Raw genomic sequence first — 20,307 nt, forward strand, 5'->3', positions numbered from 1 at the left:
ACCGAATTACCCGAGTTGTGCCGTTGTTGTTCCGCGCCGACGTGTGGATCCCATGCGCGTCGCCACATAGATACCAGGAGACAAATATGCCCTTCGATTTTCCGTTCCGTCTCGCGCGCCGCTGGCTGGCCGGGCTGGCCATCGCGGCCGCCACGACCGCCGCTTCGGCCGCCTATCCCGACCGCCCGATTACGCTGGTGGTGACCTATCCGCCCGGTGGCACGGTCGATCTGGTGGCCCGCCTGATCGGCCCGCGCCTGTCGGCGGTACTCGGGCAGTCGGTCATCATCGAGAACAAGGGCGGCGCGGGCGGCATGATAGGCGGCGCCTACGTCGCCAAGGCCGCGCCTGACGGCTACACGCTGATGATGGATGCATCCAATCACGGCCAGAACCCGGCGCTGCACAGCAAAATGAACTTCGATACGCTGCGCGACTTCGCGCCGGTCTCGCTGCTGCTGCGCGTGCCCAACATCCTGGTCGTGACGCCCAAGTACCCGGTCAAGACGGTTGCCGACCTGATCAAGCTGGGGCAGGCCACGGACGGCACGCACGTGTACTTCGCGTCCTCCGGCCCGGGTTCGGCCCAGCATCTGGCCGGCGAGCTGTTCAACTTCCTGGCCCACACGCACATGCAGCACGTGCCCTACAAGGGCGGCGGTCCCGCCATGGTCGATGTCATGTCCGGCCAGGTGCCCGTGATGTTCGCCAGCATGGGATCCTCATGGCCCCATGTGCGCGCCGGCAAGCTGCGCGCCATCGCGTCCGGCGGCAGCACCCGTTCGCCATCGGCCCCGGACCTGCCCACCATCGCGGAATCCGGCGTGCCCGGCTATTCCTCTTATGAGTGGAACGGCGTCTTCGCGCCCGCCGGCACGCCGCCGGCCATCGTGAACAAGCTGTCCCAGGCGCTGGCCCAGGTATTGAAGGAGCCGGATGTCGCCAAGCAGCTGACCGACATGGGCGCGGAAATCGTCGCCTCGACCCCCGCGGAGCTGGACACCTTCCGCCGCGCGGAAATCGAAAAATGGAAGAAGGTCGTCGACGAGGCGCATCTGCAACTCGATTGACGGCGTTCGCGTCGCGCGGCTTCCCCGATGGGCAGCGGGATGTCGCGCGGGCAGCTACGCGACTCCGTCAAAGTCCAGTCCATGTTGTATCGTCCCCCCTTCGGTCCGCCGACACGGAAAAAAGGCGGCTCATGGTTGCCGATCTATCCGGTGGCCAGCGGGAGACTCCATGGACCTACGCCAACTCGAATATTTCGTCCACGTCGCGGAACTGGGCAGCTTCACCAAGGCCGCCGCCATCCTGGACGTGGCGCAGCCGGCGCTCAGCCGCCAGGTGCGCCGCCTGGAAATCGAACTGCGCCAGACCTTGCTTTACCGCAACGGGCGGGGCGTCAGTCCCACCGAGGCGGGCAAGCGGCTGCTGGCGCACGGCCGGGGCATCCTTCTGCAGTTCGACCGCGCGCGCCAGGAAGTGGAGGACGCGCGCGGTTCGCCGGTCGGCCGCATCGTCGTCGGCGTGCCGCATTCCATCGGCCGCCTGCTGACCGCGCCATTCGTCGCCGAGTTCCGGCTGGCGTTTCCGCGCGCCATGCTATCCATCACGGAAGGCCTGACCGTCCATCTGCATGAATGGCTGCTGTCCGGGCGCATCGACGTCGCCATTCTGCACGACCCCATGCCCACGCCCGGCCTGGATTTCCTGCCGCTGAGCGAAGACCCGCTGTTCCTGATCGAGCGGCGCGCGAAAGGGCGGGCCGCGCAGGGCGCGTCCATCGCCGTCAAGGACCTGGCGGGAGTGCCGCTGATCATCCCCAGCCGTCCGCATCCCTTGCGCATGCTGGTGGAAACCCGCCTGGCCAGCCTGGGCCGCAAGATTTCGGTCAGCCTGGAGATCGACGCCGTCGGTGCCATTGTCGATCTCGTGACGCAGGGCTACGGTCATGCCATCGTGACGCAGAATGCCTTGCTTATCGCGTCGGACGCCGCCAAGCTCAGCGCCCGCCGTATCGTGTCCCCGCGCATGACCAGCACGCTGGCGCTGGCCACCTCGGCCGAGCGTCCGCAAACGGCCCTGGGCCGCCAGACGGCGGAGCTGATCGCGCGTTTCGTGCCCCAGGCGCTGGCCCAGGCGGCCCGGCGCGCGGGCGGCCGCAAAAGCGAAAGACGCGGGTAGGATCGCGCGGCCGCCACCGCCCGGCGTTTCCGTTATTCATTTCGGGAATATCAGCTAGATCGGAAATGCCGTTCCGCTCTTTCGTGCCCGCGTCTATAGTCACTTTTCAATACATATGACGCGCGAAGCAGGAGAGCGGTGTGTTGATTACCGACACCCAGGTGCATTTGTGGGAAGCCCATCGGCCGGACCGGCCCTGGCCGCCCGAAGAGGTCGAACGCAAGGTCTTCGTGGCCGTCGAGGGCGCTCGCCCGCACCGCGAGGAGCCGCTGGGCGCGGAAGAATTCCTGGCGACGATGGATGCGGCCGGCGTGCAGCGCGCCATCATCGTCCCGCCTTCCCCGGTCGGCGACAGCAACGATACCGCGCTGGAAGCGGCGGCCCGCCATCCCCGTCGCCTGGCCATCATGGGCCGTTTCAATCCCGAAGCGCCCGATGCGCGCGAACGCCTGGAGCACTGGCTGGACCAGCCCAATATGCTTGGCATCCGCATGACCTTCCATAAGCCCAAGTGGAGCGGCTGGCTGGAGCCGGGCGGCATGGATTGGTTCTGGGCCGCATGCGAGCGCCTGGATATCCCGCTGATGGTCTTCGTGCCGGGGCACGTGGACAAGATTCCCGATCTGGCGCAGCGCCATCCCGGCTTGCGGCTGATACTGGACCACATGGCCCGCCGCAGCAACCTGCGCGACGAGGCCGCCTTCGCCGACCTGGACGACCTGCTGGCGCTGGCGCGTTTTCCCAACGTATCGGTGAAGGCGTCCGCGGCGCCCTGCTACAGCAACCAGCCTTACCCCTTCGCCAACCTGGATCCTTATCTGAGGCGCATTTTCGAGGCCTTCGGCCCGCGGCGCACGATGTGGGGATCCGATTACACGCGCCTGCCGTGCACCTACCAGGAATGCGTCGACCATTTCCGTGTCGCGCTGGATTTCCTGGACGCGGACAGCCGCGCATGGGTGATGGGCAAGGCCGCCGCGCAGATCCTGCGCTGGCCCGAATCCGCTTTTGACGACGACGCCTGACGTCACGGGGCCTCCGGGCCCCTTTTTTTCAGGACACACCATCCGCTCCAGTGCGGCAAGCCGATCGCGGCGCGGCGCATTTAAACAGTAAGAACGAGAGACAGACATGAGATCCGTATTCCGTACACCGGCCTGGATGCTGGCGGCCACGCTGGCTGTCGCGCTGATGGCCCCCCTGGGCGCCGCTCGCGCGCAGGCAGGCTATCCCGATAAGCCCATTCGCATGATCGTGCCGTTCCCGCCGGGAGGCGCGGTGGACATCCTCGGCCGCCTGGTGGCACAGCACATCGGCCAGCAGATGAACCAGTCCATCGTCGTGGAGAACCGGTCCGGCGCCAACGGCAGCGTGGGCAACGAGGCCGCCGCCAAGGCCCCGGCCGATGGCTACACCATCCTGCTGGGCGCCAATGGCCTGGCGACCAACGTGGCGCTGTATCCGAAGCGGCCGTTTTCCGAGCTGAAGTCGCTGACGCCCATCGCCTACGTCGGTTCCTCGCCGCTGATCATGATGGTGCCGCCGGATTCGCCGGCCAAGTCGCTGAAGGATATCGTCGATGCCGCCAAGGCGGATCCCAACAAGATCAGCTATGCATCCGCCGGTCCCGGCAGCTCCGCGCACCTGGGTTCGGAGCTGTTGAAGTACGTCACGAAGACCAATATGCTGCACGTGCCCTACAAGGGCGGCGCGCCGGCCATCGTCGACCTCAGCGCCGGCCGCGTGAACTTCATGCTGCTCGATCCGGTGCAGGGCCTGTCGCAGCTGCAATCCGGCCGCCTGCGCGCCCTGGTCGTCGCCAGCAAGGACCGCCTGGCGCTGGTGAAGGACGTGCCGTCCGCGGCGGAAGCCGGGTTCCCCGACTTCGAGGCCAGTGTGTGGTGGGGCTTCATGGCGCCCAAGGGCACGCCGCCGGAGATCGTCGACCGCTTGAATGCCGAGATCAACAAGGCGCTGACCAACCCCGACGCGCAGAAGATTCTGGCGGGCATGGGGGTCACCACCAAGCCCGGTACGCCGGCGGATTTCGGCAAGTATCTCGACGCCGAGGCCGCCAAGTGGGCCACGGTGATCAAGGCGGCGAACATCACGGCGGATTGATCGCCCTGGCTTCGGGCGCGCTGCGCGCCCGAAGCCAGGCCGTCATTCCGTGCGGATTCCCGCGGTATCGATCAGCTTCTTCCACTTCGCGACCTCGGACTTCTGGAACGCCGCCAGTTGCTGCGCGTCCATGCCGCTGCCGTCGATGGCCATGTCGGCGAATTTCTTCTTCACGTCCGGCTCCCGGAGTATTTTCAGGATCTCGGTGCTGAGCCTGTCGACGATGGGCTTGGGCGTGCCGGCCGGCGCGAACACCGCCTGCCACGAGACGACCTCGTAATCCTTCAAGCCCAGTTCCTGCATGGTGGGCACATCGGGCAGGTGCGGGTCGCGCTTCGCGGAGGTGACCGCCAGGGCGCGCAGCTTGCCGGACTGGATCAGGGGCAGGGCCGGCGGGATGTTATCGAAGGCCATGGAGAGCTGGCCGCCCATCAGCGCCTGCAGCACCGGCGCGCTGCCCTTGAAGGGCACATGCATGATATCGACCTTGGCCGTGGCCTTGAACAATTCGCCGGACAGGTTCTGCGACGTGCCGTTGCCCGAGGAACCGTAGCTGAGCGCGCCCGGTTTGGCCTTGGCCGCGGCCAGGACATCGGCCACGCTTCGGAAAGGGCTGTCGTCCTTGACGAGCAGGGCATTGCCCAGCTTGCCGGTCAAGGCCACCGGCACGAAATCCTTGACCATGTCGTACGGCATGTTCTTGTACAGGCTGCCGTTGATGGAGTGCGAACTGATGGTGCCGCCGACCAGCGTATAGCCGTCGGGCTTGGCCTTGGCGACGTAATCCGAACCGATATTGCCACCGGCGCCGGGGCGGTTTTCGACGACGACCGTGGTGCCCAGGGCCGGGCCGAGCTTGCTGGCGACCAGGCGTCCGATGATGTCGGTGGCCCCGCCGGGCGCGAAGGGAACGATATACGTAATGGGTTTGCCGTCGGGCCAGGCGGCGTCGGCGTGCGCCGTGGCGGCCAGGCCAAGGGCGCAGACGGCGGACAGGGCGAGTCGGGTGGCAGCGTGCATGGTGTCTCCTTTTGCATTTTGCTTATGGCTGCGGAATATGCGTAAGTCGCGCCCTCTGTCGGGGCGCTAGGCCGCGAGACCCACGGTGCTGCCTGTGCGGGCCGCCGCGCGCCATGCCGCGTCGCCGGGTCGGGATGCGGCATGGCAGCGCCATAGCATATACCGGTCGCGCCGGCCCGCCTTGGCTACCAGCGGTATCGATATCCCGCGACGATGGCGCGGGAGTGGGATACGTGGCGTCCTTTGCCGACTTCGATATCCGCGTACAGCAAGTGGCGCCGACCCACTTCGGCCTCGGCCCCGAGACCGATTTCGAAACGGTTGCCGGACAGGTCCGTGCCCAGCGAGGCGCCATCGGCATGTATCGCGCCGCGATTGGCGAATTCGCGCAGCCAGTTCGCACGCACGTAGGGCGTGGCGATGTCGCCATTGCCCAGGTCGATGGCGCGCCCGGCGCGCACGCCGGCCTGGGATTGCAGCGAATGGCCGCCGCGATCGTGTACCGCCGTGCCGTCGCTCAAGGTATAGCGCGCGGGCCCCGCGCGGAAATACGACAGGCCGGCATGGGGTTCGACGAACCAGCCGCGCGCCAGGTCCAGGCGGTGTCCGGCCGCGATGGCGATGCCGGCGCCGACATGATGGAACCGGCCCGTCGCCGGATCGTCGAAGGCGGACCCGCGCGCCTGTACCGTATTGCGATAGCGCCCCGCGGATGCCGCGACGCTGGCGTAAGCGCCGTTGTCCAGCCGCAGGACGGCATACGCGCCGAAGAGCGCCGCCGACGTGCGGCCCTTGCCGTCGTCGAAGCGGCGCTGCGCGTCGACCTGGCTGGCGGTGACACCCAGATGCCAGCGGCCGGCGGTCACGTCGACGGCCCGGTCGGCCCCCAGGGTATAGCCCCACAGCGACTCGGTATAAGGTTCGCCATCGGCCTGATGCAGGTGCTGGCGCGTATCGATGCCGCGTATCCAGATGCCGGTGTCCTTTCCGGCCGGCAAGGCGTCCATCGGGGTCGCGCGCAGCGTGCGCGTCCGGCTTTCGACGGGCCGCATCGCGGCTGTCCATAGCGTACTGGCAGACGCGATGCCGCCGTTGTTGACCAGGGCGTTCCGGATGGCCCGCGACGGCTGGGCGGCCGGGGCGGCATCGCCGCCGTCCTTATCGAGGGCCGCGGCAAGCGCGCCGCCGGCATCGATCGCCGTGGCGCCGTCCCCGCCGTCTTTCCCTTCCGTCTCAGCCTTGTCCGGTGGCGCGTCTCCGTGGGCGGTCTCGCCGTCCTCCGGCGTGGTGTGCGCGCCGGTCGTGTCCGAGCTGCCGCCGCGATCCTCGCCATCGTCTGCCTGGCCGGGGGTATCGCCGGTGCCGGGTTGTTCGCGCGGGTCGCCGCCATCGGCAGGGGCGTCCGGCAGGGCGTCGTCCGTTTCCAGGGACCATACGAAACCCGTGGCGGTCTCGGCTTTTTTCAGCGTGTAGCGGTGTCCCAGGACATCCACGGCCTGGCCGGCGTTCTCCAGCGCGAAGGAGGCATCGCCCTGGCGCGCGCGGACGATGGGCACGGCGCGCGCGCCCGCGCGTTCGCCCGGCAGGGAGTGGTCGGTGATCAGTACGGCATACGAGCCGTGGGCGCGGCCCCGTATGTCCAGGCTATCCGCCAGGCCGCGCGCCAGATGCGTACGCATTTCGAAACGCCCGTTGCCCTCCAGGCCATCGCGCACGGTCAAGCTGTGGAAGCGCGGCGCGCCGTCGTGCCTGCCATGCGATTCGACGAAACGCAGCGTCGCGCGATCGGCCATCGCCATGGCATCGATGGCGGAATTCCCGTCCATGGCCCAGGTGCTGCTGCCGTCGATGCGGACATGGCCGCCGATATCGGTATGGCCCTCCCATACCGAACCGTTCGCCAGCTGGATGTGCGCCCGCGACTGCGGCATGCCGTGGATGTCGCCCTCCGCCAGCGTGTCGTCGAGCGTGAGCATGGTGTAGTACGTCTGGCCGGGCCGCTGGGGCGCCGCCCCCTGGAGGCGGACGACTTCAAGCAGCGTATTGGACGCGCTGTGCACCTCTGCCCGCTTGAAACTGAAGACAGCGCTTTCGTCGGGCGAATCCGCCCATGCGCGCAACGATGTCCCGTAGCTTTTCAGCGTTGCGCGCGTGTCCTTGCCCTCGAAACGGAATCGTCCCGCCTCGTTGCCTACCGCATAGGGCGTTTGCGGGCCGGTCATCAGCGAGACGTCGCTCAGGTGCGCGCGGGCCCGCTGAAGCGCCACGGCCGGGGAATTCGCGCCTTGCATATGGATGAACCCGCGCGTGATCCGCACGGTCGTACTGGCGGGGTCGCACCGGGTTTCACCGTTCTTCACCGCGCATGCGGACCTGCCGGAGACATCCAGGCCGGCGCTGTCGTTGCCCTGGCTGTACAGCCAGAGATTCTTGCCAGTCACCGTGGAATTCTGGGTGGCCAGAATGCCGGTGCTGGAGGGGCCGTTCAGGATGGTTCGCACGCCATTGAATGTCACGTTCCGGTTGGCGGTGACATGGATCGCGGTGTTGTGGGATCCCTTGCCGAAAATCCACACCGGCGCGTCCGGACGCGCTGCCGACGCCGGTGTCGTGTCATGCGCCTGCGACATCGGCGCGCCAAGATGGATGGGGCCGGTCGCGCCGACGACGTGCAGGCCATGCGCGCGGTTGCCGTACAGGGTGATGGTCCCGCTGTCCATGCGCAGTTCGCCGCCGGTGGCATAGGCCCAGTCGGGCAGATCGTCGCCTCTTTGGTCGAAACCGCCCAGCCCATGCGCCCGGTCGCCGCGCGTGGTGATGCGGGCGCCCGTGATGGACAGCCCGGCGGCGCCGCTGAAGTAGACACCGTAGGCATCGTTGCCGGCGGTATGGAGTTCGGCGTCGGTAATATCGGTTGCCCCGAAATCGACGGCCGTGACGGCGTGTGCCCAATCGTCTTGCGTGCGTATGGGGCCGCGCACGCGCGTGCGGCGCCCGGGATTGCCATCCGTGGCTTCGACGGTGCGATCGGACCAGTTGTATTCGGCCGCGTATTCGTCCGCGCGGGCATCGCCGATGGGATAGGCCAGCAGCGCGAGCACGGCAGCACCGGCCACCTCGCGTTTGCGGGGCAGTCCCAGGCGCGGCTTTTGGCCGGCCGGGGCAGCGGCGCGTGCCTTGTCCTTGCGTACGCGCCCATCGCGCGGTCCATCAACATGTGGTCGGCCCATGGCGGCTTGATCCTCCAGCATTTGCAAAGCGCCTTCCAAGGCCTGGCGGGGTGCCTGGCGTACAACGACAATCGGCCGCGATCGTCGTGACGGACGATCGCGGCCGGCTGTACGTGAGAAGGTCAGAGCGGGTATGTGCGCGCGGGATCCTTTCTGTTCCGTGGAGGCGCGCGCCGGCCCGGGGGCGATTCCACGCATCCCGGTCCGGCGCCACGGCGGTGGCCGACGGTTTACCAGCGGTATTGCAGGCCGACGATCACCATGCGCGATTCCTCGAAGCGCCTGCCTTTGGCATAGCCGGCATCGAGGACCAGGCTGTAGGCCTTGCCCAGGCGCGCCTCGAAGCCGGCGCCCAGTTCGACCCGGCCGCCGCCCAGGTCCGCTTTCAGGGCCATGCCGTTTACGGTGACATGGTTGCGGTTGCCACGTTCATAGGCATAGCCGGCGCGCAGATAGGGCGTGACGCTGCCGCCATTGCCGGTGCCGATCACGCGGCCGATGCGCGCGCCCACCCGTCCTTGCAGGGAGTGGCCGCCATGGTCCCGTACCGGCGTGCCGTCGCTCAGGGTGTAGCGGGCGCCGCCGACGTACAGGTAGTCCAGGCCCGCGTGCGGTTCGGCGAACCATGCGCGAGGCAATTCCACGCGATGACCCGCTTCGATGGACGCGCCGATGCCATTGTTGCGGAAGGCGCCGGCCAGGCGTTTGCCGTCCGTCGCCTTGCCGTGCATATCGTGGCGATAACGGCCTGCCGCGACGATGGCGGTGGCATAGCTGCCCTGGGGGCCCAGGAAGGTCGCGTAGCCGCCGACATGCGCGCTGCGTGTGCGGCCCTTGCCGTCGTCGAAGTCGCGGTGGCTGCCGGCCTGCGCGGCCAGCAGGCCGATGTGCCAGCGGCCGGCCGCGACGTCGATGGCGCGATCGATGCCCGCGACGAAGCCTTGCAGGTCCTGGCGGTATTTGCCCGTGAGCGGGTTGTCGATCTTCTGCCGGGCGTCGGTGGCTTCGAGCCAGATGCCGATGCCCGAGCCGTCGATGGCATGGGTGCCGCCGGGCAGCGTGGCCGCGTTGCCCTGGCGCGCGGCGCGCAAGCGGCGGTTCAGGGCGGCCAGTTGTGCGTTCCAGATGCCCTGTCCGGCGGCAAGGGCGGCGTTGTTCATTGCCAGCGTGGCGCCGGTGGAAAGCGGCGTGGGCAATGGGGGCGGGGGAGGCGCCGGTTCGGGCGCGGCCGGCGGTTCCGGCTGGGACTGTTCCGCTTGTTCCGTCGCCTCGCCTTCGCCGCCGGGCGGCGCTTGCGTCTCGGATTCCGCATCCGTTCCGGCAGGGACGTCGTGGGCGTTCGGCTCCGGCGGGGACCCGGCATCCGGGGCGGGTTCGCCGTCGAGGGGCGGTTCGCCTTCCGGCGCGGGCGTGGGTTTGCCTACGGGGGCCGGAGGGTTTCCCGGTGTGGGGGTCGATTCGTTCACGGGCGCCGGAGGGCTTTCCGGTGTGGGGGTCGGTTCGTTCACGGGCGCCGGAGGGTTTCCCGGTGTGGGCGTCGGTTCGTTCACGGGCACCGGGTGGCTTTCGGGCGTAGGCGTTGGCTCGTTCACGGGCACGGGATGGTTTTCGGGTGTGGGCGTTGGCACATTCACCGGCACGGGATGGCTTTCCGGTGTCGGCGCTGGCTCATCCACGGGTACCGGTGCGAGCACGGGGCCTCCAGGGTCGTTTCCGGGTCGGCGCCCGGGTGGAGGACTATCGTCGGGTCCGGGGACTACGGTGGGGGGAATGCTTCCGGGCCTGGGCGGGCTTCCGCCGGGGATGCCGCCGACCGGCCCGGGGATAGTTTCGGGCCGCGGGGTATCGGGCCGCGGGCTATCGGGCTTGCGATCCGGTTCACCCTGGCGGCTTGGCGGCGCCTCGATCGGGGCGCGACGCGTATGTTCCGGATCCACCCGCGCCGTTTCGTGGAAGCTGTAAAAGGCCGCCGGCGTTTCCGCAACCGTTTCCCGGTAGCCGCGCGGAGCAGGCAGGTCCAGGGTCGCGTAGCCGCGAACGAAGGGCGCGCCTTCGGGCACCGCCAGCACCGTCACCGCCGGGCCGTCCTTCGACGCTTCCTTGTGCAGCTGGAACGCGTGGCCCGCTAGCAGGACGCGTTCGGCCTTGTCCGGCAGCGCGTAGTTCGCGGGCCCGCCTCGCGCCGCGTGGAGCAGTTCGATGGATGTCACGGTATCGGCTGGCGTACCGGTATCCTTCAATGCAATGACGATGTCGTCCCGCACGCGGCCGCCGACCAGGATTTTGTCGCTGTCCCGGTTCGCGGCATCGACACGCATGGCGATTTTGCCGTTGCCGCGCATGTCCTGCCGTACCTGCAGGCGATGAAAGTCCGCCGGCTGCGCGTCCGCGGACTCGGGCTGCCGGAAGGCGATCGTCCCGCGGTCCAGCGCGACCTCCTGCACCGCCGCATTTCCGTCCACCGCCCAGGTGCTGCCCGGACCCGCGGTCACCGTCCCGCCGATATTCGTATGGCCGTCCCATGTCGATCCGTCGCGCAGCGTGACGTTCACGCGTGGGGCCCTGGTGCCACCCCAGATCTCGCCGCGCGCGTCGCTTCGTTCCAGCGACAGGTTCACATGCGCGGGCTGGGCGGTCGCGTCATCCGCGTGATCGTGGCCCGCCTCCATCAGGCTATGCGAGCCGCTGCGGATGGAGACATTGCGGAAGTCGAAGCTAGCCGCGGGCAGGCCGTCGGCGGTCCATGCCGCCAGGGCCGAACCCGTGGCGCGGATCGTGGCGCGTTCCCGCCTGCCTTCCATGTGCAAGCTGCCGCCCTCGTTGCCCACGGCGAAGCGGGCGCCGGCCGCGGTGGCGATGGAGACGTCCTCCAGGAACACGTTGCCGCGCACGATCTCCACGGCGGGCGAATTGTGTCCCGTCATGTCGATGAAACCGTCCGTTAGCTTGACCACCGATGGCACCGGGCATCGCTCGGCATCGGCGCGCCGGGCATCGCCGCGCACGCGCATTCCGAAACTGTCCGGGCCGGACACCGCGATGCCGGCGTTCCTGCCGGTCACGCCGGCGCCCCCGCTGACGGAAAGCGCAACCGCGCCGGCCTGTGTCAGCGCGATACCGACGCCATTGAATTCCAGGCTCCGGCGTCCGTCGATGGCGATACCGATGGCGTTCGCGGCGGAGCCTTCGATCCGTACGTCCGGTGCCTGGGCGCTGGCCGGCCCGGTGTAGCCCATGCTCCATAGCTTCGGCGGGCTCAGTTCGCCCAGCGGCCGGCCCAGGCGGGCGGTCGGTGTCGTCACATCCACCGCGACGCTGCCCGGGCCCTGGATCGCGATCGTGCCGCGGTGCACTTCAAGGGTGCCCTCCGGTGGCGGCTTCTGACCGGGCGCTTCCGGCGGCACGCCGCGCATGCCCTCCACCGCGTGCGCGCGCGCTCCCCGGGTCAGGAGGTGGACATCCGTCATCACGACGCGGGCGCCGCCGCCGTAGTACAGCGCATAGGCGTCGTCGCCGTGCGTCGTGACGGAGCCGGACACCACCGCCGCGCCCGCCTCCAGCGCCTGGATGCCATGTTCCCGGTCATGCCGCGTCACGATAGGCCCCTGCACACGGGCCAGGCCTTCGGGATTGCCGTTGGTGGCCTGGACCGTCGTATCCGCCGGCCCGAACTGCCTGACGTGCTGGCCGCCGTAAGCCGGATCGGCAGCGCCGGCCAGCAGGCCGAAGGACGTCGCGCCGTACAAGGCGCGCAGGATCCACGGCGCCTGGCCGCGGTGGGTCGCCGGATGTCCGCCTGGTGGGCGGATGCGCTGGAACATCGGGGGTGGGTACGACGATGGCGGGGATGCAGGGTGTTGCGGGTCAGACATACTGCTCCTAAAGCGCTAAGGGTGGGAAAAACCGGTTGCTGCGTACTCTCTGTGGTGGATGGGAATTCGCCGCGGGCCGCAAGGCGCGCGGACGGATAAGCCGGCCTGTCGGGATGCGCCGGGGCGAGCGGCCGACGGGCGCATGGCGCGGCAGCGCATCGCGGCAACGGCGCCGGGGAAAAGGGCTACGGTGGAGGGCGGTGCGCTTCGCCCGCGCGTGGCGCCGCAACAGCGGGCGCATGCGTTCGAGGCGGCATCGACGCGACGATGGGCAGTACTTGCCCGCGCACGCCCGGTTCATCGGACGTGCGGCGCGCGTCGAGCGCTAACAGCGAAGCGTCAGCAGGGAGGTCGCGCGTAACGGTGCCCGTTGAGGGAACCGCGCGTTCCTCCGAAGAAGGTAAAGCGGGGAGGCGCCATGAACCGCGGGCGCGCCACGATCCGGGTGGTCAGGGAGTGGAACTGCGGAAGCGGGGAGTAGGTCAACGAAGTCATCAAGCTGCGGGGTCTACGGCCAGATCGATCTGGGTGCAACAGGGTTGGGTCATGAAGAGGCCCATTCGTCGCGCGCGTAGAAGACGGGGTTCCTGTTTGATGCAGGAATTCCCCGCCTCCATAACTTATAGGACTTACTCTTAGCGACGGCGCCGCCGGATCGAGCCGATGACATCCCGCGTAACCGGCAGCGCTCCGCTCAGGGAATTACGCCGCAGGCCGCGCGCGCACCGCCGCCGCCCAGCGGCAGGGGATGGTCGCTATGGTTGTCCCCGCCGACGTGGATCATCAGCGCGTGCTTGTGGACCTCGGCGAGCTTCAGGCGTGGCGCCAGTACGGGGTTGGTGGCGTTGCCCGCGGCGTCGACGTATAACGCGGGCAGGTCGCCGCGGTGGCCGTCGCCCCATGGGCTGCCGTGCTTCTTCGTCCCGTTCGGGTCGTAGTGGCCGCCCGCGGCCCCGGCGGGCACGGGCTTGCCGTCCTGCTGCGAGGGGCCGCAATCGCCTTTTTCGTGGATGTGGAAGCCGTGCAGGCCGGGCGGCAGGCCCTTCAGGTTGGGAGTCAGGAGCAGGCCGTACTTGTTTTGCGACAGGGTGACGGTGCCTATGTCCTCTCCTTTGCCGGTGGGGGTGGCCAGCGCCATCGGGACCGTGACGTCGGCCCGCGCGGGAGCGGCCGCGAACAGCGCGGCGGCGGCCACCGCTGTCGCCGCCAGCAGGGCCTTGCGGGAATGGGAATGTTTCATCGGACCTCCTTCCGGGAATGGCCGGCGCCGGGTTGGCGGCCGGTGTGCCGAGTGTGACCGAAGCTTGCGCATTCGTCAGCCGGCAATGCGTTACCGGAGTTTGGTCAGGCCAGGACGCTGAAGCCTATGGTCGTGGCATCGGCATCGCTGCTGGCGAACACGTCGCCGCCATGCATGGTGGCCACCGCCTTGACGATGGCCAGGCCCAGGCCATGGCCATGGGTGTGGCCATTGTCGTGGCGGGCGGCGTCGACCCGGTAGAAACGGTCGAACAGCCGTGGCAAATGCACGGGGTCGATCGCCGGCCCTGGATTGGAAACGGCGATGCGCACCGTGCCGGGCTGCGACTCGATGCGGACGGTGATGCGGCGCCCGCATTCGGTATGCTGGATGGCATTCTGCAACAGGTTGGTGACCGCCCGGCGAAAGCGCGCCGTGTCCAGCGAGGCCTGTGCCTCGGTGTCGCCTTCGATGTCCACGGCCAGGCGCATATCGTCCAGGACGAATTCGAAGAACTCGATGGTCTTGCCGACTTCCGCCGCCACGGGCGTGCGCACCAGTCCGGTGGCGGCTTCGCCCTGGTCGGCGCGGGCCAGGAACAGCATGTCGTTGACGATGGCGCGCAGCCTGTCGAGCTCTTCCAGGTTGGACTGCAGCACTTCCTCCAGGTCCGTGGCGCTGCGGCGGCGCGAGAGCGCGACCTGGGTCTGGCCGATCAGGTTGGTGAGGGGGGTGCGCAATTCATGGGCGACGTCGGCATTGAAGGCTTCCAGGCGGGTATAGGCGGTTTCGAGCCGGCTGAGCGCGCCGTTGAAGGCGCCAGCCAGGTCGGCCAGCTCGATGGGCAGCGTGGCGACGTTCAGCCGCTGCGACAGGTGCCGGGGGCTTAGCATGCTGGCTTCGCTCGATAGCCGCTGCAGCGGCAGCAGGCCCATGCGGGCCACCCAGTGGCTTAGCAGCATGATCAGCAGCACGGCCGACAGCAGCAGGCCGGCCAGGGCGATCAGGAAGGTATGCAGCGTATGGAAGTAGGGGGCCGTCTCCATCCCGACGATGAACTTGACCGTGGGACGCTCCTGCAGCGCCGGGACGGTGCGGACCAGCACGCGCATGGGGTATTCGCGGCCGGGCATGGCGATGCTGTAGAAGCCGTCGGCCGGCGGGCTGGCGGCCAGGCTGGGGGGAACGTCCCTGCCATAGGCGTAGGCTGGATCCGGGCTCAGGATCCAGAAGCGCAGGCTGCCGTCGGCCGGCGTCAGGGTGTCCATCTTGGTTTCGGCGCGGCTCCAGCGTTCGGTGCTGCCCATGCGGTTGAGGGCATACAGCATTTCGTTGGCGGTGGTGTCCAGCACCTCGGTCTGCTGGCGGGCCAATTCCGCCCGCAGGACGCCGTATAGGGCGATGCCGATCAGCGAAAAGGTCAGCAGCGCAACCGATGCGAACATCAGCGCCAGGCGGGTGGTGATGGAACGCTTCATTCGGGCAGCGCTTCGTCGCGCTGTTCCAGGACATAGCCCATGCCGCGTATGGTATGCAGCAGGCGGACGCCGAAGGGCGCATCGATCTTGGCGCGCAGCCGCTTGATGGCCACTTCGACGACGTTGACGTTGCTGTCGAAGTTCATGTCCCAGACCAGCTCGGCGATCGCGGTCTTGGAGAGGATCTCGCCCTTGCGCCGTGCCAGCACGGCAAGCAGGGCGAACTCCTTGGCGGTCAGGTCGATGCGCACGCCGGCGCGCTGCGCCTTGCGGCTGGCCAGGTCGATCTGCAGGTCGCCGATACGCAGGTGCATGGGCTCCTGGGCGCGGCCGCGGCGGGTCAGGGCCTGCAGGCGGGCCAGCAGTTCCAGGAAGGAAAACGGCTTGACCAGGTAGTCGTCGGCGCCGTCCTGCAAACCGCGTATGCGGTCTTCCACACCGTCGCGCGCCGTCAGCATGATGACGGGCGTCTGTCGCATGCGCCGCAGTTCGCGCAATACGCGGAAGCCGTCCAGCCCCGGCAGCATGGCGTCCAGGACGATGACGTCGTAATCATGCTCCAGGGCCAGGTGCTGGCCGTCGATGCCGTTGTGCGCCAGATCGACGGTGCAGCCTTGCTCGGTCAGCCCCTTGTGCAGGTAGTCGGCCGTTTTGAGCTCGTCTTCGACGATCAGGATTTTCATGCCGCTCTTTTACCCTATTTCTGCACCAGTGGCTCGTCCTGCCTGGTGCCGTCCGCGCCGGCCCGCCGCGCCGCCTTGCGATCGGCGCGGGCCTGCCTGCGCTTCAGGTACCAATAATGCGCGCGGTCCAGGTAAAGGTAGACGACGGGCGTGCTGAACAGGGTCAGGGCCTGGGACACGATCAGCCCGCCCACCATGGCGTACCCCAGCGGACGCCGCAGCTCGGCGCCCTGGCCGTTGCCCAGCATCAGCGGCAGGCCGCTGAGCAGCGCGCACATCGTCGTCATCATGATGGGGCGGAAGCGCAGCAGGCAGGCCTGGTAGATGGCTTCCTGGGGCGACATGCCGTGCTCGCGTTCGGCGTGCAGGGCGAAGTCGATCATCATGATGCCGTTCTTTTTCACGATGCCGATCAGCAGAATGATGCCGATCAGCGCGATCACGCTCAGGTCGTAGCCGCCCGCGCGCAGGATCAGCAGCGCGCCCAGCCCCGCCGAAGGCAGGGTGGAAAGGATCGTCAGCGGATGGATGTAGCTTTCGTAGAGAAAGCCCAGCACGATATAGACGGCGATCAGCGCGGCGGCAATCAGGTAGGGCTGGGACTTGAGCGAGTCGCCGAAGGCGCGCGCGGCGCCCTGGAACGATCCGACCAGCGTGGCCGGCACGCCCATGGCCGTCTTGGTCGCGTCGATCGCCTGTACCGCCTCGCCCAGCGACGTGCCGGGCGCCAGGTTGAAGGACAGGGTTACCGCCGGGAACTGGCCCTGGTGGTTGATGGCCAGGTAACCCGTCTTGGTGGTATCCAGCTTGACGAACGTGGACAGCGGAACCTGCTCGCCGGTCAGCGGGGATGTCAGATACAGCTTGCTGAAGAGGGAGGGATCCCGCTGCAGCGCCGGCGTGACTTCCAGCACGACGTGATAGCTGTTCAATTGCGTGAAGTACTGCGCCACCTGGCGCTGGCCGATGGCGTCGTAGATGGTGGAATCGATCAGGGCGGGCGAAATCCCGAAGCTGGACGCCCGCGCGCGGTCGATGGTCAGGGTGGCGGTGGGCGCGTTGCTTTGCTGGTCGGACGCGACGTCGGTCAGTTGGGGCAGTTGCGCGAACCGCGTGGCCAGCCTGGGCGCCCATTCGTTCAGTTCGTCCAGGTTGGAATCGGTCAGGGTGTACTGGTACTGCGTGCGCGACAGGCGGCCACCGACGTTGATGTCCTGCCCGGCCTGCATGTACAGCGTAACGCCTTCCACCTGCGCGACCTTGGGCCGCAGGCGGCGGATCACCTCGTCGGCGCTATCCTTGCGGCCATCTTCCTTGGAGCGCAGGCCGATATAGAACCGGCCCGTGTTGAACTGGGTCGGATCGCCGTTCATGCCGAAGGCCGCCACGTCCTTGTCCTGGCGCACGATATCCGCCAGCCGCACCATGCGGCTGTTCATGGCGGCGAACGAAGAGTCCTGCGCCGATTGCGCGAAGCCGAAGATGTAGCCCGTATCCTGCTGCGGAAAGAAGCCCTTGGGGATCGTCAGGAACATCAGCACCGTAACGGCCACCGTGGCGATGAAGCTCATCAGCGTGATGAACTGGTGGCGCAGCACCCACTGGAGTCCGCGCTTGTAGCCGCCCAGCATCACGTCGAAGCCGCGCTCGAACAGCATGAACAGCCGCCCGTGTTCGCGGCCATGCTGGTTCTTCAGGTAGCGCGAGCACAGCATCGGCGTCAAGGTCAGCGACACAATGACCGAAACCAGGATCGTCAGCGTGACGGTGACGGCGAACTCGCGAAACAGCCGGCCGACGATCCCGCCCATCAGCAGCAGCGGGATGAACACGGCGACCAGCGATACCGAGATGGACATGATGGTGAAGCCGATCTCGCCGGCGCCTTTGTAGGCGGCCTCCAGCGGACCCATGCCGTCCTCCACGTGGCGATATATGTTCTCGAGCATCACGATGGCGTCGTCGACAACAAAGCCCACCGCGATCGTCAGCGCCATCAGCGACAGGTTATCCAGGCTGAAGCCGGCCACGTACATCATGGCCGCCGTTCCCATCAGCGCCAGCGGGACGGTGATGCAGGGTATCAGCGTCGCGGCGACGTCGCGCAGGAAGACGAAGATGATCATGACCACCAGGACGATGGTAATGATCAGCGTGAACTCCACGTCCTGCACGGACGCGCGGATGTTCTGCGTGCGGTCGATGATGGTGTTGATCTGCACCGTCGGCGGAATGGCCGCGCGCAGGCGCGGCATGGCGTCCTTGATGGCGTCGACGGTATCGATCACATTGGCGCCCGGCTGCTTGCTGATCTGCAGCACGATGCCGCGCCCGTTGGTGATCGTATTGCCGGGCGCCGCCGCCGGGCCGGCGTAGGCCCAGGCGGCCAGTTTGTTGTTCTCCGGGCCGTCCACGGCCACGCCGACATCGCGCACGCGGATCGGCGCGCCGTTGCGATAGGCGATCACCATGTCGTTCCACGGGGCCGCCTTGAGCAACTGGTCGTTGGTGTAGGTCGTGAAGCTTTGCGTGGGCCCGTCGATCGTGCCCTTGGGCTGGTTCACCGTGGTCGTCGCGATGACGTTGCGCACATCCTCCAGGCTCAGGCCCAGCGACTTCAGCTTTGCCGGGTCCACCTGCACACGCACAGACGGCTTCTGCTGGCCGCCGATATTGACCAGGCCGACGCCCTTGATCTGCGAAATCTGCTGCGCCAGGATGTTGTCGGCGTAGTCGTTGACTTCGGTGATGGGCAGCGTGTCCGACTGCACGCTCAGGATCATGATGGGGGCGTCGGCCGGGTTGACCTTGCGGAAGGTCGGCGCGTTCGGCAGGTTGGACGGCAGTTGTCCGGACGCGGCGTTGATGGCGGCCTGCACGTCCACGGCGGCCGACTCTATGCTGCGGTCCAGGTCGAATTGCAGCGTGATCTGCGTCTGGCTCTGGCCGCTGAGCGAGGTCATCTGCGACAAACCGGCGATCAGCGAGAACTGCCGCTCCAGGGGCTGGGCGACGTTCGACGCCATGGTCTCCGGACTGCCGCCCGGCAGGCTCACCGTTACCTGGATGGTGGGGAAGTCCACCTGCGGCAGCGGCGCCACGGGCAGCAGCGGCCAGGCGGCGATGCCCACCAGCAGGATCGCCAGCGCCAGCAGGCTGGTGCCGATGGGGCGCTTGATGAAGGTGGCGGAAATACTCATCGGCCTTCTCCCTTGGGCGCATTGGCGCCCGTGCCGGCCGCGCGGGCATCCGGCGCGCCGGCGCGCGTAGCGGTGGCGGCCGGCGGATCGGCCATCGCGGTCGCCGCTGCGGATTCACTCGTGTGCAGGCCGGGGCGCAGCTTGTATTGCCCGTCCACGACCACGCGTTCGCCGGCCTTCAGGCCGTCGTCCACCACGGCGACGTTGTCCTGGATCACCGCCACGCGGATCGGCTGGATGCGCGCGATGCCCTGGTCGTCCAGCGCATAGGCATAGGTGCCGTTCTGGCCGCGCTGCACGACGGCGGCGGGCACCGTCAGGGCCTGCTTGCGCACGCCCAGCTGCAGCCGCGCGTTCACGTACTGGCCGGGCCACAGCACGTGGCGCGGGTTGGGAAACAGCGCCTTCAGCTGCACGGTGCCGGTAGTAGTGTCGATCTGGTTGTTGACCAGCACGAGCTTGCCTTCGCCCAGCGGCTGGTTGGATTCGCGTCCCAGCGCCGTCACGGGCAGTCCCTGCGGCGTGTCCGCCATCGCGGTATTGATGTCGCCGACCGCCGATTCCGGCACCGTGAAGATGACGGAGATGGGATCGATCTGGTTGATGACGACCAGGCCGCCGGTGTCGGTCGCGTGCACGATATTGCCCGGGTCCACCAGCCGCGCGCCCACCCGGCCGCCGATGGGCGCGGTAATGGTGGTGTAGCCAAGCTGGACCTGCGCGAACGCGACCTGGGCCTCATCCATCTGCACCGTCGCTTCCAGTTGCGACACCAGCGCGCGCTGCGTGTCCAGTTGCTGCTGCGTGGCGGCGTCCTCCTTGGTCAGCTGGGTGAAGCGCTTCAGGTCCAGGCGGGCGTTGACCAGCTGCGCCTGGTCCTTGGCCTGCGTCGCCTTGGCCTGCGCCAGCTGCGCCTGCAGGGCGCGCGGATCCAGTTGCGCCAGCATCTGGCCGGCCTTCACGTCCTGGCCTTCGACGAAGCCCACTTTGTCGAGTTCGCCGTCAACGCGGGTTTTAACGGTCACCGACTGGTTGGCCGTCACGGTGCCCACGCCGGTCAGGTAGATGGGCACGTCCTGTTGCTCGACCCGCGTGGAGGTCACGATAACGGGCGGCGTCTTGGGTGCTGGCGCGTCGGCCGATTCGGCTTTTCGCGTCATGCCCCAAAAGACGGCGGCGACGGCGACCAGCGCCACGCCGGCGACCGCGAATCCGGCGCGGCGCCGGGACAATGCATCTGCCATGATCTTCGCTCTCGTTTCCTGGAATTCGTTTCGCG

General features: G+C 67.9%; 12 protein-coding genes. 4 read left to right on the plus strand and 8 right to left on the minus strand.

The genetic code is table 11. The features are described 5' to 3' along the window. The first annotated feature begins 86 nt into the window (after positions 1-86). The 4 genes from CAL28_RS04820 (at position 87) to CAL28_RS04835 (ending at position 4,305) form a co-directional block, all read left to right on the plus strand. Positions 87-1,070: a tripartite tricarboxylate transporter substrate binding protein gene (locus CAL28_RS04820; RefSeq protein WP_094840221.1), complete on the plus strand. Its 984-nt coding sequence runs from the start codon at positions 87-89 to the stop codon at positions 1,068-1,070. A gap of 169 nt (positions 1,071-1,239) precedes the next feature. Then, positions 1,240-2,184, plus strand: coding sequence for a LysR family transcriptional regulator (locus CAL28_RS04825; RefSeq protein ID WP_094840222.1), 945 nt, complete (start codon positions 1,240-1,242; stop codon positions 2,182-2,184). 140 nt (positions 2,185-2,324) lie between these two features. Next, complete coding sequence (locus CAL28_RS04830) at positions 2,325-3,209, plus strand: amidohydrolase family protein (RefSeq protein WP_094840223.1); 885 nt, start codon at positions 2,325-2,327, stop codon at positions 3,207-3,209. Between the two features lie 106 nt (positions 3,210-3,315). Further along, complete coding sequence (locus tag CAL28_RS04835) at positions 3,316-4,305, plus strand: Bug family tripartite tricarboxylate transporter substrate binding protein (protein ID WP_254925990.1); 990 nt, start codon at positions 3,316-3,318, stop codon at positions 4,303-4,305. Positions 4,306-4,347: 42 nt separating this feature from the next. Here the strand turns inward: CAL28_RS04835 and CAL28_RS04840 are convergent, their stop codons facing one another. The 8 genes from CAL28_RS04840 to CAL28_RS04875 all read right to left on the minus strand — a co-directional run bounded on the left by CAL28_RS04840 (position 4,348) and on the right by CAL28_RS04875 (position 20,272). Continuing rightward, positions 4,348-5,325: a Bug family tripartite tricarboxylate transporter substrate binding protein gene (locus CAL28_RS04840; protein WP_094840224.1), complete on the minus strand. Its 978-nt coding sequence runs from the start codon at positions 5,323-5,325 to the stop codon at positions 4,348-4,350. A gap of 185 nt (positions 5,326-5,510) precedes the next feature. Next, complete coding sequence (locus tag CAL28_RS04845) at positions 5,511-8,555, minus strand: autotransporter outer membrane beta-barrel domain-containing protein (RefSeq protein ID WP_176463876.1); 3,045 nt, start codon at positions 8,553-8,555, stop codon at positions 5,511-5,513. Between the two features lie 230 nt (positions 8,556-8,785). Continuing rightward, positions 8,786-12,427 (minus strand): autotransporter outer membrane beta-barrel domain-containing protein, encoded by a 3,642-nt coding sequence (locus tag CAL28_RS04850; RefSeq protein ID WP_094840226.1) that lies wholly within the window; start codon positions 12,425-12,427, stop codon positions 8,786-8,788. Between the two features lie 694 nt (positions 12,428-13,121). Then, positions 13,122-13,667, minus strand: coding sequence for a superoxide dismutase family protein (gene sodC, locus CAL28_RS04855; protein WP_094840227.1), 546 nt, complete (start codon positions 13,665-13,667; stop codon positions 13,122-13,124). Between the two features lie 104 nt (positions 13,668-13,771). After that, positions 13,772-15,145 carry a heavy metal sensor histidine kinase gene (locus CAL28_RS04860; RefSeq protein ID WP_094840228.1) on the minus strand — a complete coding sequence of 458 codons (1,374 nt, stop codon included), beginning with the start codon at positions 15,143-15,145 and terminating at the stop codon, positions 13,772-13,774. After that, positions 15,142-15,828 carry a heavy metal response regulator transcription factor gene (locus CAL28_RS04865; protein ID WP_094840229.1) on the minus strand — a complete coding sequence of 229 codons (687 nt, stop codon included), beginning with the start codon at positions 15,826-15,828 and terminating at the stop codon, positions 15,142-15,144. The genes CAL28_RS04860 and CAL28_RS04865 overlap by 4 nt, the downstream gene beginning before the upstream one ends. Positions 15,829-15,842: 14 nt before the next feature. Next, positions 15,843-19,028 (minus strand): efflux RND transporter permease subunit, encoded by a 3,186-nt coding sequence (locus CAL28_RS04870; RefSeq protein WP_094840230.1) that lies wholly within the window; start codon positions 19,026-19,028, stop codon positions 15,843-15,845. Further along, positions 19,025-20,272 carry an efflux RND transporter periplasmic adaptor subunit gene (locus CAL28_RS04875; protein ID WP_094840231.1) on the minus strand — a complete coding sequence of 416 codons (1,248 nt, stop codon included), beginning with the start codon at positions 20,270-20,272 and terminating at the stop codon, positions 19,025-19,027. The genes CAL28_RS04870 and CAL28_RS04875 overlap by 4 nt, the downstream gene beginning before the upstream one ends. Between the last annotated feature and the right edge of the window lie 35 nt (positions 20,273-20,307).

It is taken from the genome of Bordetella genomosp. 11 (assembly GCF_002261215.1).
Lineage (GTDB): Bacteria > Pseudomonadota > Gammaproteobacteria > Burkholderiales > Burkholderiaceae_B > Bordetella_C.

Bases quoted from the DNA above. Each gene is read 5' to 3' on its own strand.
- CAL28_RS04820 (WP_094840221.1), top strand. From the start codon at position 87: ATGCCCTTCGATTTTCCGTTCCGTCTCGCGCGCCGCTGGCTGGCCGGG.
- CAL28_RS04825 (WP_094840222.1), top strand. From the start codon at position 1,240: ATGGACCTACGCCAACTCGAATATTTCGTCCACGTCGCGGAACTGGGC.
- CAL28_RS04835 (WP_254925990.1), top strand. From the start codon at position 3,316: ATGAGATCCGTATTCCGTACACCGGCCTGGATGCTGGCGGCCACGCTG.
- CAL28_RS04840 (WP_094840224.1), bottom strand. From the start codon at position 5,325: ATGCACGCTGCCACCCGACTCGCCCTGTCCGCCGTCTGCGCCCTTGGC.
- CAL28_RS04845 (WP_176463876.1), bottom strand. From the start codon at position 8,555: ATGGGCCGACCACATGTTGATGGACCGCGCGATGGGCGCGTACGCAAG.
- CAL28_RS04850 (WP_094840226.1), bottom strand. From the start codon at position 12,427: ATGTCTGACCCGCAACACCCTGCATCCCCGCCATCGTCGTACCCACCC.
- sodC (WP_094840227.1), bottom strand. From the start codon at position 13,667: ATGAAACATTCCCATTCCCGCAAGGCCCTGCTGGCGGCGACAGCGGTG.
- CAL28_RS04860 (WP_094840228.1), bottom strand. From the start codon at position 15,145: ATGAAGCGTTCCATCACCACCCGCCTGGCGCTGATGTTCGCATCGGTT.
- CAL28_RS04865 (WP_094840229.1), bottom strand. From the start codon at position 15,828: ATGAAAATCCTGATCGTCGAAGACGAGCTCAAAACGGCCGACTACCTG.
- CAL28_RS04870 (WP_094840230.1), bottom strand. From the start codon at position 19,028: ATGAGTATTTCCGCCACCTTCATCAAGCGCCCCATCGGCACCAGCCTG.
- CAL28_RS04875 (WP_094840231.1), bottom strand. From the start codon at position 20,272: ATGGCAGATGCATTGTCCCGGCGCCGCGCCGGATTCGCGGTCGCCGGC.